This is a genomic window from Variovorax guangxiensis (assembly GCF_003952165.1).
Taxonomy (GTDB): Bacteria; Pseudomonadota; Gammaproteobacteria; order Burkholderiales; family Burkholderiaceae_C; genus Variovorax; species Variovorax guangxiensis.
Map to the genome: position 1 here is coordinate 484699 of NZ_RXFT01000002.1, position 13579 is coordinate 498277.

14 protein-coding genes are annotated in these 13579 nt (G+C 68.0%); 11 read left to right on the forward strand and 3 right to left on the reverse strand.

All coding sequences use genetic code 11. The features are described from left to right. Positions 1–3 precede the first annotated feature (3 nt). On the forward strand, positions 4–1197 hold the full coding sequence (locus tag EJP67_RS07820) for a phosphoglycerate kinase (protein WP_126021131.1): 1194 nt from the start codon (positions 4–6) through the stop codon (positions 1195–1197). A 107-nt stretch (positions 1198–1304) separates the two neighbouring features. Beyond that, positions 1305–2753 (forward strand): pyruvate kinase, encoded by a 1449-nt coding sequence (gene pyk, locus EJP67_RS07825; RefSeq protein WP_126021133.1) that lies wholly within the window; start codon positions 1305–1307, stop codon positions 2751–2753. 103 nt (positions 2754–2856) lie between these two features. On the opposite strand, the gene EJP67_RS07830 is transcribed toward pyk, so the two are convergent. Then, positions 2857–3873 (reverse strand): 1-aminocyclopropane-1-carboxylate deaminase, encoded by a 1017-nt coding sequence (locus EJP67_RS07830; RefSeq protein WP_126021135.1) that lies wholly within the window; start codon positions 3871–3873, stop codon positions 2857–2859. A gap of 34 nt (positions 3874–3907) precedes the next feature. On the opposite strand from EJP67_RS07830, the gene EJP67_RS33570 reads away from it, so the two are divergent. The 6 genes from EJP67_RS33570 (at position 3908) to EJP67_RS07855 (ending at position 9191) form a co-directional block, all read left to right on the forward strand. Then, the gene (locus EJP67_RS33570) at positions 3908–4048 is read left to right on the forward strand and encodes a hypothetical protein (RefSeq protein WP_165909577.1); all 141 of its coding nucleotides are present in this window, start codon (positions 3908–3910) and stop codon (positions 4046–4048) included. Continuing rightward, on the forward strand, positions 4026–4511 hold the full coding sequence (locus tag EJP67_RS07835) for an Lrp/AsnC family transcriptional regulator (protein WP_126021137.1): 486 nt from the start codon (positions 4026–4028) through the stop codon (positions 4509–4511). The genes EJP67_RS33570 and EJP67_RS07835 overlap by 23 nt, the downstream gene beginning before the upstream one ends. A 44-nt stretch (positions 4512–4555) precedes the next feature. After that, a complete protein-coding gene (locus EJP67_RS07840) occupies positions 4556–5470 on the forward strand; it encodes an alpha/beta hydrolase (protein ID WP_126021139.1) in 915 nt (304 codons plus the stop codon). Positions 5471–5534: 64 nt separating this feature from the next. Then, a complete protein-coding gene (gene fba / locus EJP67_RS07845; protein ID WP_126021141.1) occupies positions 5535–6599 on the forward strand; it encodes a class II fructose-bisphosphate aldolase in 1065 nt (354 codons plus the stop codon). A gap of 102 nt (positions 6600–6701) precedes the next feature. Continuing rightward, entirely contained in the window at positions 6702–7607 is a 906-nt protein-coding gene (locus EJP67_RS07850; RefSeq protein WP_126021143.1) for a phosphoribosylaminoimidazolesuccinocarboxamide synthase, read from the forward strand. 111 nt (positions 7608–7718) lie between these two features. Then, on the forward strand, positions 7719–9191 hold the full coding sequence (locus EJP67_RS07855; RefSeq protein WP_126021145.1) for a hypothetical protein: 1473 nt from the start codon (positions 7719–7721) through the stop codon (positions 9189–9191). A 9-nt stretch (positions 9192–9200) separates the two neighbouring features. Here EJP67_RS07855 and EJP67_RS07860 read toward each other — a convergent pair whose 3' ends face one another. Both EJP67_RS07860 and EJP67_RS07865 read right to left on the reverse strand, forming a co-directional pair. Beyond that, positions 9201–9650 (reverse strand): META domain-containing protein, encoded by a 450-nt coding sequence (locus tag EJP67_RS07860; protein WP_126021147.1) that lies wholly within the window; start codon positions 9648–9650, stop codon positions 9201–9203. Positions 9651–9795: 145 nt separating this feature from the next. Next, positions 9796–10716 (reverse strand): tetratricopeptide repeat protein, encoded by a 921-nt coding sequence (locus EJP67_RS07865; RefSeq protein WP_126021149.1) that lies wholly within the window; start codon positions 10714–10716, stop codon positions 9796–9798. A gap of 36 nt (positions 10717–10752) precedes the next feature. Between EJP67_RS07865 and purE the strand changes: the two genes are divergently transcribed. The 3 genes from purE to EJP67_RS07880 are packed head-to-tail and all read left to right on the forward strand — an operon-like array spanning position 10753 to position 13507. Continuing rightward, positions 10753–11304 (forward strand): 5-(carboxyamino)imidazole ribonucleotide mutase, encoded by a 552-nt coding sequence (purE, locus tag EJP67_RS07870; RefSeq protein ID WP_126021151.1) that lies wholly within the window; start codon positions 10753–10755, stop codon positions 11302–11304. Beyond that, on the forward strand, positions 11301–12509 hold the full coding sequence (locus tag EJP67_RS07875; protein ID WP_126021153.1) for a 5-(carboxyamino)imidazole ribonucleotide synthase: 1209 nt from the start codon (positions 11301–11303) through the stop codon (positions 12507–12509). Before purE ends, EJP67_RS07875 begins: the two co-directional genes overlap by 4 nt. Then, positions 12506–13507, forward strand: a complete 1002-nt coding sequence (locus EJP67_RS07880) for an L-threonylcarbamoyladenylate synthase (protein ID WP_126021155.1) — start codon at positions 12506–12508, stop codon at positions 13505–13507. Before EJP67_RS07875 ends, EJP67_RS07880 begins: the two co-directional genes overlap by 4 nt. Positions 13508–13579 lie beyond the last annotated feature (72 nt).

Genomic DNA, 13579 nt, shown 5'->3' on the forward strand with positions numbered 1-13579 from the left:
CCAATGAACGTCATTCGATTCACCGACCTCTGCGCGCAGGGCAAGGCCGCCGGCCAGCGCGTCTTCATCCGTGCCGACCTCAACGTGCCGCAGGACGACGCCGGCAACATCACCGAAGACACCCGCATCCGCGCCTCGGTGCCCTGCATCAAGCTGGCGCTGGACGCCGGCGCGGCCGTGATGGTCACCTCGCACCTGGGCCGCCCGACCGAGGGCGAGTTCAAGCCGGAAGACTCGCTGGCGCCCGTCGCCAGGCGCCTGGGCGAGCTGCTCGGCCGCGAAGTGCCGCTCGTCTCCAACTGGGTCGACGGCGTCGACGTGAAGCCCGGCCAGGTGGTGCTGCTCGAGAACTGCCGCGTCAACAAGGGCGAGAAGAAGAACGACGAAGGCCTGGCCCGCAAGCTGGCCGCGCTCACCGACATCTACGTGAACGACGCCTTCGGCACCGCGCACCGCGCCGAGGCCACCACCTACGGCATCGCGCAGTTCGCCAAGGTGGCCGCGGCCGGCCCGCTGCTGGCGGCCGAGATCGACGCCATCACCAAGGCGCTGGCGCAGCCCAAGCGCCCGCTGGTGGCCATCGTGGCGGGCTCCAAGGTGAGCACCAAGCTGACCATCCTGAAGAGCCTGTCGGCCAACGTCGACCAGCTCATCGTGGGCGGCGGCATCGCCAACACCTTCATGCTGGCCGCGGGCCTGAAGATCGGCAAGTCGCTGGCCGAGCCCGACCTGGTCGAAGAAGCCAAGGCGGTGATCGACGCCATGCGCGCGCGCGGCGCCGACGTGCCCATTCCGGTGGACGTGGTCACGGCCAAGACCTTCGCGGCCGACGCGGCCGCCACCGTCAAGGACGCGAGCGACGTGGCCGAGGACGACCTGATCCTCGACATCGGCCCGAAGACGGCTGCCCAGCTCGCCGCGCAGCTGCGCGAGGCCGGCACCATCGTCTGGAATGGCCCGGTGGGCGTGTTCGAGTTCGACGCCTTCGCGGGCGGCACCAAGGCCATCGCGCAGGCCATCGCCGAGAGCAGCGCGTTCTCGATCGCCGGCGGCGGCGACACGCTGGCGGCCATCGCCAAGTACGGCATCGAGAAGCAGGTCGGCTACATCTCCACCGGGGGCGGTGCCTTCCTGGAAGTGCTGGAAGGCAAGACCCTGCCGGCCTTCGAGATCCTGTCGAAGCGGGCTGCCGGCTGAACCGGCTCGGGCCGGTGGCCGGAGCTCATCGAGGAAAAACCCATGGGTGACTTCCGTCCGACACACAAACTGTATACAGTAGCGAATACAAAACGGAGACTACCCTCATGAGCACGGACCGCATTCCCCGCCACGCCACCAAGATCGTCGCCACCCTCGGTCCGGCGTCCAGTTCGCCCGATCTGCTGGAGAAGATGATCCAGGCCAAGGTCAGCGTGGTGCGGCTGAACTTCAGCCACGGTACGGCGCAGGACCACATCGACCGCGCCGCCATGGTGCGCGAAGCCGCCCGCAAGGCCGGCCGCGAGGTGGCCATCATGGCCGACCTGCAGGGCCCCAAGATCCGCGTGGGCAAGTTCGCGCAGGGCAAGGTCTGGCTCGAGCAGGGCGCCAAGTTCGTGCTCGACGCCTCGCGTACCGAGCCCGGCGACGCCGATGCCGTGGGCCTCGACTACAAGGACCTGCCGCGCGACGTGAAGCCCGGCGACAGGCTGCTGCTGAACGACGGCCTCATCGTGCTGACCGTCGACGCCGTCAAGGGCGAGGCGGTGCACACCACCGTGAAGCTCGGCGGCGAGCTCTCGAACAACAAGGGCATCAACAAGCAGGGCGGCGGCCTCACCGCGCCCGCGCTGACGGCCAAGGACATGGAAGACATCAAGACCGCGATGAGCTTCCAGGCCGACTACGTGGCGGTGAGCTTCCCCAAGAACGCCACCGACATGGAAATGGCCCGCCAGCTGTGCAACGTGGCCGCCGCCGAATACGGCCACAAGCCCGGCATGATCGCCAAGATCGAGCGCGCCGAGGCCATTCCGAAGCTCGAAGAGATCCTGCGCGCCAGCGACGGCATCATGGTCGCGCGCGGCGACCTCGCGGTCGAGGTGGGCAACGCGGCGGTGCCCGCGCTGCAGAAGAAGATGATCCGCATGGCGCGCGAGATGGACAAGGTGGTCATCACCGCGACCCAGATGATGGAGTCGATGATCACCAACCCAGTGCCCACGCGCGCCGAGGTGAGCGACGTGGCCAACGCCGTGCTCGACGGCACCGATGCCGTCATGCTCTCGGCCGAGACTGCCTCGGGCCGCTATCCGCTCGAGACCGTGCAGGAGATGAGCCGCATCTGCGAGGCCGCCGAAGCCGCCGAAGACAAGCAGCTCGACGCCGACTTCAGCGGCCAGAACTACAGCCGCATCGACCAGTCGATCGCCATGGGCGCGCTCTTCACCGCCCACCACCTGGGCGCCAAGGCCATCGTGGCGCTCACCGAGTCGGGCTCCACGCCGCTGTGGATGAGCCGCCACCGCGCGCACATTCCCATGTACGCGCTGACCTCGCGCCTGGCCACGCAGCGCAAGATGGCGCTCTACCGCAACGTGCGCCCGCTGCTCATGGACTCGGAAAGCGACCGCGACACCGCGCTGCTGCAGGCCGAGAACCACCTGAAGAAGCGCGGCATCGTGCAAAGCGGCGACGTCTACGCCATCACCTGCGGCGAGCCGATGGGTGCCCCCGGCGGCACCAACATGCTCAAGATCTGCCGAGCAAGTTAAGCAAACCCCCAGGCTTCGCGCACTTCGTGTCGCTGCGCCAACCCCCTTGCAGGGGGCAACACCTGCGGCCCGGCGAAGCCGGTTCCGCGGTGTTCCTGGAAACTCAACCGTTGCGGAAGAGGAAGCTGTAGGCGTTCAGCGCCGGCACGCCGCCCAGGTGCGCATACAGCACCTTCGAGCCCGCCGGGAATTCGCCCAGGCGCACCTTCTCGATCATCCCGTGCATCGACTTGCCCTCGTACACGGGGTCGGTCAGCATGGCTTCGAAACGCGCGCTCAGGCGGATGGCTTCGAGCGTGCCCTCGTTGGGCAGGCCGTACTCGGGGCCGCCGAAGCGGCGGTCGAGCACGATGTCCTTCTCGGTGATGTCGCGGCCCAGCTCCACCAGCTCGGCCGTGTTCTTCGCGATGCGCAGGATCTGGTCGAAGGTCTGCTGCGGCTTGGCCGAGGCGTCGATGCCGATCACGCGGTCGGCGCGGCCGTCGGCCGCGAAGCCCACCACCATACCGGCCTGCGTGCTGCCCGTCACCGAGCAGACCACGATGTAGTCGAACTTGAAGCCCAGCTCGGCCTCCTGCTGGCGCACTTCCTCGGCGAAGCCGACGAAGCCCAGGCCGCCGCGCGGATGCTCGGAGCAGCCCGCCGGGATCGGAAACGGCTTGCCGCCAGCCTTGCGAACGCTCTCCATGGCGTCCTCCCAGCTCTTGCGGATGCCGATGTCGAAGCCCGCTGCGTCCAGGCGCACGTCGGCGCCCATGATGCGTGACATCTCGATGTTGCCGACCCGGTCATACACCGCGTCGGAATAGTTGACCCAGTTCTCCTGCACCAGCACGCACTTCATGCCGAGGTGTGCCGCCACCGCCGCGACCTGCCGCGTCTGGTTCGACTGGATGCCGCCGATGGACACCAGCGTGTCGTAGCCGCCCTCGATCGCTTCGGGAATCAGGTACTCGAGCTTGCGCGTCTTGTTGCCGCCGAAGGCCAGGCCGCTGTTGCAGTCCTCGCGCTTGGCATAGAGATCGACCTTGCCGCCCAGGTGCGCGCTCAGCCGCTTCAGCGGCTGGATCGGCGTGGGGCCGAAGGTCAGCGGGTGACGGGGAAACTTCTTGAGGTTCATCGCAGCGGTTCCAGGAAGGAGGTGGTGGGAGGTGGTGAAGGCCCTCATCGTAGAAACAATGCCGCGCAACGTGCTTGCGAAGTTTTCTGGATTCGTCAGTGAAAAAGATGCACCATCGAAAGAAGAAAAACTTTCATTCCGGCAGAAATCCGATGAGCACAACAAAATTGCGTGACACGCCGGAGCTCGATCGCACCGACCGCGCCATCCTGCGCACCATGCAGCGCGACGCCTCGCTGTCGAACGTGGCGCTGGCCGCCAAGGTCAACCTGAGCCCGGCCGCCTGCCTGCGCCGCGTGGAGCGGCTCAAGGCGGCGGGCCTCATCAAGGGCATCGTCGCGCTGCTCGACCCCGACGCGCTCGATGCCAGCATGCTGGTGATGATCGGCGTGGTGCTCGACCGCTCCACGCCCGATTCCTTCTCCGACTTCGAGAAGGCCGCCCAGAAGGTCTCGGGCTGCCTCGAATGCCACGTGGTCTCGGGCGAGTTCGACTACTTCATGCTCGTGCGCACCCGCGACAACGACAGCTTCAACCGCCTGCACGCCGAGCAGCTGCTGTACCTTCCGGGGGTGCGGCAGATCCGCACCTTCGTCGTGCTCAAGCAGGTGCTGTCGACCACGCAGCTTCCTGTCTGACGCAACCGGCGAAACCGCCGTCCGGCTGTCTGCGTACAGAACGGATGATTCTTCCCTCCCCCGCGTCATTCCTCCGGCGCCGCGGCGCCTTCGCCCTCGCCGCCGCAGTGCTTTCGGCCTGCTCGCCGGTCAAGGTGCTCAACGGCCTGGTGCCCACCGACACCTACCGGTTCGAGGGTGGCGTCCCCTACGGACCGGCGCCGCACCAGCTGCTCGACGCGTACCGGCCGCTGCCGTCCACCCCGCCGGAGCGCGGCGCGCGGCCGTTGGTCGTGTTCTTCTACGGCGGCACCTGGACGACCGGCGACCGCGCCAGCTACAGGTTCATGGGCGAGGCCCTGGCCGCCCAGGGCGCCGTGGTGCTGGTGCCCGACTACGGGCTGTCGCCGGCCTTCACCTATCCGGCCTTCGTGCGCGACAGCGCGCTGGCCGTCAAGTGGGCGCTGGACAACGCGGCGCGGCTGGGTGCCGACCCGAGGCAGGTGTACGTGATGGGGCACAGCTCGGGCGCCTACAACGCCGCGATGGTGGCGCTCGATGCGCGCTGGCTCGGCGAGCTGGGCGCCAGCCCGAGGCAGCTTGCGGGCTGGATCGGCCTGGCGGGACCCTACGACTTCCTGCCCATCGGCGATCCGCAGGTGAAGGTCGCCTTCAACTGGCCCGGCACGCCGCGCGACTCGCAGCCGCTGGCGCACGTCACGCCTGCTTCGCCGCGAGCCCTGCTCATGGCGGCCTCGAAGGACGACCTGGTCTACCCCGACCGCAACACCCTGCGGATGGCCGCGGCGCTGCGCGAGGCGGGCGTGCCGGTCCAGGTCAGGCTCTTCGACGATCTGAACCATGCGACGCTGGTCGGCGCCTTCGCCAGGCCGGTGCGGTGGCTGGGCGGGCCGGTGCTGCCGCCTGTCATGGATTTCCTCGGGCTGGCGTCGGTCCTGTCCCACAAGGGGGCTCGGTAGAATTAGGGCAGTTTTTCTCGTCTTTCCGTCTTCTTCTTTTCCTAATTCCCGCGAGGTATTTCCCATGGCACTCGTCTCGATGCGCGAACTGCTCGACCATGCCGCAGCCAATGGCTACGGCATTCCGGCCTTCAACGTCAACAACCTCGAACAGGTCCAGGCCGTCATGGAGGCCGCCAAGGAAACCGGCGCTCCCGTCATCCTGCAGGCCAGCGCAGGCGCCCGCAAGTACGCCGGCGAAGCCTTCATCAAGCACCTGATCCAGGCCGCCATCGAGCAGTACCCGAACATCCCGCTGGTCATGCACCAGGACCACGGCCAGAGCCCGGCCATCTGCCAGGGCGCCATCGACCTCGGCTTCTCCTCCGTCATGATGGACGGCTCGCTGCATGAAGACGGCAAGACGCCCGCCTCCTTCGACTACAACGTCGACGTGACCCGCAAGGTCGTGCAACTGGCGCACAAGGTCGGCGTGACCGTCGAAGGCGAGCTGGGCTGCCTGGGCTCGCTCGAGACCGGCATGGCCGGCGAGGAAGACGGCATCGGCGCCGAAGGCGTGCTCGACCACTCCGCCCTGCTGACCGACCCCGAGGAAGCCGCCCAGTTCGTCAAGGCCACGCAGCTCGACGCGCTGGCCATCGCCATCGGCACCAGCCACGGCGCCTACAAGTTCACCCGCAAGCCCACCGGCGACATCCTGTCGATCAAGCGCGTGAAGGAAATCCACGCCCGCCTGCCCAACACCCACCTGGTGATGCACGGCTCGTCGTCGGTGCCGCAGGACCTGCTCGAAATCATCCGCAAGTACGGCGGCAACATGAAGGAAACCTACGGCGTGCCCGTCGAGGAAATCCAGGAAGCCATCAAGTACGGCGTGCGCAAGATCAACATCGACACCGACATCCGCCTGGCGATGACCGGCGCCGTGCGCAAGTTCATGGCCGAGAACCCCGAGAAGTTCGACGCCCGCGAGTGGCTCAAGCCCGCGCGCGAAGCCGCCAAGCAGATCTGCAAGCAGCGCTACATCGAATTCGGCTGCGAGGGGCAGGGCGCGAAGATCAAGGGCGACAGCCTGCAGGTCGTTGCCGGCAAGTACGCCAAGGGCGAACTGGCCCAGGAAGTCATCTAGGCACTTCCCCGCGATCAGACGGCCACCGTTCGCGGTGGCTTTTTTCTGCGCGCACAATCCGCTTTTCCCGTCAGCCATCCGTTTCCCTACCGCACCAGCCCCATGACCACCGTCCACACCTCCTCCATCCAGAGCCTGCCCCTTCTTGCGCGCGGCAAGGTGCGCGACAACTACGCCGTCGGCGAAGACCGCATCCTGATGGTCGCGAGCGACCGGCTCAGCGCCTTCGACGTGATCATGGGCGAGCCCATTCCGGGCAAGGGCGAGATCCTCACCAAGATGGCGCTGTGGTGGTTCGACCGCCTCGGCCAGATCTGCCCCAACCACCTGACCGGCGACGCGCCCGAGAGCGCCGTCACGGCCGACGAGGTGCCGCAGGTCACGGGCCGATCGATGCTGGTCAAGCGCCTGAAGCCGATCCCGGTCGAGGCCGTGGTGCGCGGCTACCTGGCCGGCAGCGGCTGGAAGGAATACCAGGAAAGCCGCTCGGTCTGCGGCGTGCCGCTGCCCGAGGGCCTGACCAACGCGAGCAAGCTGCCGCGCCCCATCTTCACGCCTGCCGCCAAGGCCGCCGCCGGCGAGCATGACGAGAACATCAGCTACGAGCGCGTGGTCGAGATCGTCGGCCCCAAGCTGGCCCAGCAGATCCGCGACACCAGCATCGCCATCTACGAAACCGCCGCGCAGATCGCCCTGGCCAAGGGAATGATCATCGCCGACACCAAGTTCGAGTTCGGCCTCGACGAGAACGGCACGCTGGTGCTGATGGACGAGGTGCTCACGCCCGACAGCTCGCGCTACTGGCCGGTCGAGGGCTACCAGGCCGCGCTGGCCGCCGGCGCCAACCCACCGAGCTACGACAAGCAGTTCGTGCGCGACTGGCTCGAAGGCACCAAGATCAACGGCAAGCCCTGGGACAAGACGCCCCCGGCGCCGCGCCTGCCGGCCGAGGTCATCGAGAAGACGGCGGCCAAGTACCGCGAGGCGCTGGAGCGCCTCACGGGCTGACAGGCTGGCTGAGTAGTCCATCCCGGGCGCCTTGTCGCCACGGGAACAGGGGATGTCCGGACGTCCCCACCCCGCCATCATGTGCGTACAGAACATGAGGGAGTGGGGAAGATGGAAACCGGAAGAAGCGTTCGTGGGTGGCAGCGCTGCGTGGCGGCGGGGCTCATCGTGGCCATTGCGGGCTGCAGCAGCATCGATCCGTACCAGCGCAGCAAGCGCGCCGACATACCGATCAACCAGCTCGGTTACGAGGAAGTCACTCTCGCCAACGCCAGGCCCCTGGCCGGGAATCTGCAGGGCGCGTTGGGTGCCCTCAAAGACCAGCGCCGTGAGTGGTTCGATTCGCTGTCGGCGCAGGCGCGCGTTCGCACGATGACGCAACTCGGCTTGCTGGGCGTGACAGCCGCCGCGCTGTATGGGGGCCTGAAATCCGGCGTAACCAGCGATCGAGAGAAGACCCGGCTCGCCATGGCCGGCGCGGTCGGCTTCACCGCCTATTCGGCCAGCAACTGGTTCGTCAATCCCAATCAGGAGAAGGCCTACGTCGAAGGCGTTCTCGGACTGACCTGCGCCATGCTGACGATTGAGCCACTGCGGCTGGAGGTCGAGAGCTTCGACAGGATGTGGGCCGAGCAATACCGCCTGACGCAGGCCATCAACAGGCTCGACGCGCAGTTGCTCCGGGCTCAGGCTGTCTTGCGCTATGCCCGTGACAGCGAACTGCCGCAGGCCCATGTGCGCCGCGAGGCGGCTTCGGCCTTGTGGCGAGCGCGCAAGACCCTGGCCTCCAGCGAGCAGCTTTATTCCCAGCTCGGGAACAGCGGGGTCATCCTGATGCGGGAGGGCGATCTGGTCTTTGCCCGCGTGGCTGCACATATCAACGCGGCCAACAAGACGGTATCCAGCCCTGATGAGTTGGTCACGCAAGCCACAGGAATCATCGGCAAGTTCCGGGCGGTCAAGATTGATGCGGCCAACGAAAGTGACAAGGAGCGATCCGAAGCGGGCAAATCTCCAGCCGGCGGAGCGGATGGAGCGCGCAAGACCGGCGATGTTTCGGCGCAGGGGCGCAAGACACAGCGGGCGCTGGAAGGCAAGCTTGAAAAGGCCAGAGCAATGAGCAAGGCGGATGTCGACACGTGCAGGACCGCTGGTCGCAGCAGTTGCGATCTCTTGAGCGTCGATGATGTCGCGCTTACCTTGGCCAGTCTCACGGCGGAGGTTTATGCCGCTCGCCGTCCGTTGAGTAATCGACTGCTCGTCTTCGGTGACGCGCGCAAGGCGGCGGCAAAAAATCCTGGCTGTGTCGCTGGCGGCAGTGCCATGACTGTGTCACCAGCCGAGGATGCCAAGGTCAAGCCGGGCGAGAGTTACCAGATCGCCGTGAACGGCACTACCAAGCCGCCGATGGCGTCGGTCAAGGGACCGGCAACTCTGGAGGTTCTTGTCTCCGGTCCGAACCAGTACACGGTGCGCGTCATGGTGAAAGCCGACGCCAAGGGCACGATAGACGTCAGCATCTCCGACCAGGGGATGGCCACCGAAGAGATCCAGTTGACGGTCGACGCGTCGGCGGCCAAGTAGCCGCAGCTCTCAGCGCCCCCCGCCGCTGCTCAGAAGCGCCGCCGTCCGCCCGCTCGCATCCAGCAGCGCCAGCCGGTTCGGCCCCGCCAGCCGGTAGCTCGTGGTGTTCTGCAGCGCCGAGATGAACTGCGCCTCGTTGGCGCCGCGCGTCGGATCGGTGCAGGCCATGCGGGTCGAGGCCATCTGGCCGATCCTCAGGGCGACGCCGGTGCGCGTGAAGGTGCCCGAGATGCGGTTGCAGCCGCCCGAGCCGCTGACGCGTCCGCTGCTGCGGTCGAACTGCACCTGGGCGCCGTTGCCCGGCGCGACCGGCTCCTCGCCCAGCTGCACCAGCTGCCAGGCCGGGCCCTCGATCGGCTCGTCGAGGCTGATGCCGCTGCCGCAACCGGCCAGCGTGGCCAGCAGGGCAGTGGCGGCAAGGGCGGGGAAGAGCGCGGTGCGGCGGGCGAAGGAGCGCATGGCCAGTGTTCCTTTTTCGATCTGCAACAAGTTGAATCGGGCGTGATCGTATGCGACGGCGCCTGGCCCGCCAATGCCGTGCCCCCTGCCGCCGGACCATGAAAAAAGCGACCCGGAGGTCGCTTTCTTCCCGAGGGGAGAACGGTCAGCTCAGCACGATGCTGCTGAGCCGGCGGCGGTACGAGGCCACCACCGGGTCGTCCGGCGGGATCTGCCCGTCGGCCACCTTTACCTTCGGCGGCTCGATGATGTCGAGGATGGCGATGTACGTCTTGCGGGCGAGGTCCTCGCTCCAGGTCTTGTCGCGCATCAGGATGTCGAGCAGCTCGTCCATGGCGTCGGTCCAGCGCTGCGCGGCCATCAGCAGGCGGGCGCGGCCGAAGCGGGCATCGAAGTCGCGCTTGTTGGCAGCGATCTTCACGTCGAAATCGGCGATGGAAGGCGCGGCCCCAGAAGGCGGTGCTGCGAAATCGATAGCGTCCATCCAGCGCTGCAGCGCGTCGAAGCGGCGCACCAGCGATGTCTTGGCGATCACCGGGGCGAAGGCGACCTTGGCGTCGTCGGTGCGGCCCTCCTGCAGCAGCAGCTTCACGTAGTCGAAGCGGGCGTCGTCGTTGGCCGGGTCGGTGGCCACCGCGTGCTGCAGCTTCTCGAGCGCGCCCTGGGTGTCGCCACCGGCCAGCGCTTCCTGAGCAGCCGCTTCCTCGGAGGCGGCTTCGGCTTCGTCGGCGCCGGGCACGTGCTTGTCGAGGAATTCGCGGATCTTCTCGGCCGGAATGGCGCCGACGAAGCCGTCCACCGGCTGGCCGTCCTTGAACATCACGCAGAAGGGGATGCTGCGCACGCCGAACATCTCGGACAGCTGCGAGGAAATCTGCGGCACCTTGTCGGCGTCGAGCTTGGCCAGCGTGAAGCGACCGCCGTACTCGACTTCGAGCTTTTCGAGCACCGGGCCGAGCTGCTTGCAGGGGCCGCACCATTCGGCCCAGATGTCCAGCAGCACCGGCGTGGCGACCGAGGCTTCGATCAGTTCGGCCTGGAAATTTTCGAGAGTGATGTCGATCATCGGAACCAGCTGGGGGTGAAACGTAAAATTGAAACCATGAACGAAACCATTCAGGTCGGTGTAGTGATGGGCTCGAACTCCGATTGGGAGACGATGCGCAACGCGGTCGAGATTCTCCAGCAATTCGGAATCGGGCACGAAGCCAGGGTGGTCTCGGCCCACCGGATGCCCGACACGCTCTTCGAATATGCCGAAAGCGCCGCCGGGCGCGGCCTTGCCGCGATCATCGCCGGCGCGGGTGGCGCGGCCCACCTGCCGGGCATGCTGGCGTCGAAAACCACGGTGCCGGTGCTCGGCGTGCCGGTGGCCAGCCGCCACCTGCAGGGCGTCGATTCGCTCTACAGCATCGTGCAGATGCCCAAGGGCGTGCCGGTCGCCACCTTCGCCATCGGCAATGCCGGCGCGGCCAACGCGGCGCTGTTCGCCGTGTCGATGCTGGCGGTGAACAACCCCGCGCTGCGCGCGAAGCTCGACGCCTTCCGCGCCGCGCAGACGGCGGCCGCCGAGGCCATGACCCTGCCCCCGCCGCCCGCCGGCGAGGCAGCGCCCGTATCCCCCTTCTCGCCGCAAGGCGGAGGTGCCCTGTGAGCGGCAAGAACGGCGAGCTGCCCATCCTCCCGGGCGCCACGCTCGGCGTGCTCGGCGGCGGGCAACTGGGGCGCATGTTCGCCCACGCCGCCCAGCGCATGGGCTACTTCACCGCGGTGCTCGATCCCGACACCGACAGCCCCGCCGGCCGCGTGAGCCACCACCACATCCACACCGACTACGACGACGTCGACGGCCTTGCCCGCCTGGCCGGCCTGGCCGACGCGGTGACCACCGAGTTCGAGAACGTGCCCGCGCCCTCGCTGGAGCATCTCGCGGTGGCGCGCCCGGTGTCGCCGGCCGCCCCGGCCATCGCCATCGCGCAGGACCGCATCGCCGAGAAGGCGCACTTCACCCGCTGCGGCGTGCCCTGCGCGCCCTACGCCGTCATCGAAACCGCCGCGCAGCTCGCCGCCATCGACGACAACCTGCTGCCCGGCATCCTCAAGACCGCGCGACTGGGCTACGACGGCAAGGGTCAGCAGCGCGTGAAGACGCGCGACGAGCTGGTCGACGCCTGGCAGGCCGCGGGCTGCGTGCCCTGCGTGCTCGAAAAAATGCTGCCGCTCGAGTTCGAGTGCTCGGTCATCCTCGCGCGCGGACGCGACGGGCAGATCGTGCACTTCCCGCCGCAGCGAAACCTGCACCGCGACGGCATCCTGGCCGTGACCGAGGTGCATGCCCAGAACATGCCCAAGACGGTGGCGCAGGGCGCCATCAACTCGGCCAAGAGCATCGCCAACGGCCTCAACTACGTGGGCGTGTTGTGCGTCGAGTTCTTCGCGCTGGCCGACGGCTCGCTGGTGGTCAACGAAATGGCACCGCGCCCGCACAACAGCGGCCACTACACCATGGAAGCCTGCGACGTCTCGCAGTTCGAACTGCAGGTGCGCACCCTCGCGGGCCTGCCGCTGGCCGCGCCGCGCCAGCACAGCCCGGCCATCATGCTCAACCTGCTGGGCGACCTGTGGTTCCCCGGGGGCGCCGACAACAAGGCCGACAAGCCTGTCGCGCCACGCTGGAGCGAGGTGCTCGCGCTGCCCGGCGCGCATCTGCATCTCTACGGAAAGATCGAACCCCGCCGCGGCCGCAAGATGGGCCACCTCACGCTGACCGGCGCCACGCTCGAGGCGGTGCGCGCCACGGCTTCGCAGGCGGCGCTGCTGCTGGGCCTGCCGGCGGTGGCCACCGCCGATCTCGCATGATCCTCGACGGCCGCTCTCCCGAAGCCATCGCCGAGGCCGCGCGCGTGCTGCGCGCCGGCGGGCTGGTGGCCTTCCCGACCGAGACCGTCTACGGCCTGGGCGCGGACGCGAGCAGCGACACCGCCGTCGCCGGCATCTTCGAGGCCAAGGGCCGGCCGTCGGACCATCCGCTGATCGTCCACGTGGCGGCCGGCACCAAGGGCACGGAGTCGCTCTCGCGCTTCGCGCAGCCGCTGCCGCCCTTCGCGCAGAAGCTGGTGCAGGCCTTCTGGCCGGGGCCGCTCACGCTGATCGTCACGCGCCAGCCCGGCGTGGGTGCCGCTGCCGCCGGCGGGCAGGACACCATCGGCCTGCGCTGCCCCTCGCATCCGGTGGCGCAGGCGCTGCTCGAAGCCTGCGCCGAGCAGGGCGTGCCCGGCCTCGCGGGGCCGAGTGCCAACCGCTTCGGCCGCGTCAGCCCGACCACCGCCCAGCACGTGCACGACGAGTTCGGCGACGAACTGCTGGTGATCGACGGCGGCCCCTGCGACGTGGGCATCGAGTCGACCATCGTCGACTGCAGTCGTGGCGCGCCCGTGCTGCTGCGCCCCGGCCTCATCACGCGTGCCCAGATCGAGGCCGCCTGCGGCGAGAAGCTCGCCGACCGCGAGGTGCTCGAGACGCCCGATCCGCGCGCATCGGGCACGCTCGAAGCGCACTACGCCCCGAACGCCAAGGTGCGGCTGATGGACGCCAAGTCGATCCAGACCGGCCTCGACGTGCTCGGCGCGAACGCCGCCCACATCGCAGTGTGGTCGCGCGCCGCGGTGCGCAGCCGCTCGCAGCGCGTGCTGCTGCGGCGCATGCCCGACGACGCGGCGGCCAGCGCGCAGCTGCTGTTCGCAGTGCTGCGCGAGTTCGACGCGCAAGGCGTCAAGCTGATCTGGGTCGAGACGCCGCCCGACACGCACGAATGGGAAGGCGTGAAAGACCGCTTGCAGCGCGCGTCAATGGCCTGACCCCCAGGCTTCGCGCACTTCGTGTCGCTACGCCAACCCCCTTGCAGGGGGCAACACCAGCGGCCCGGCAAA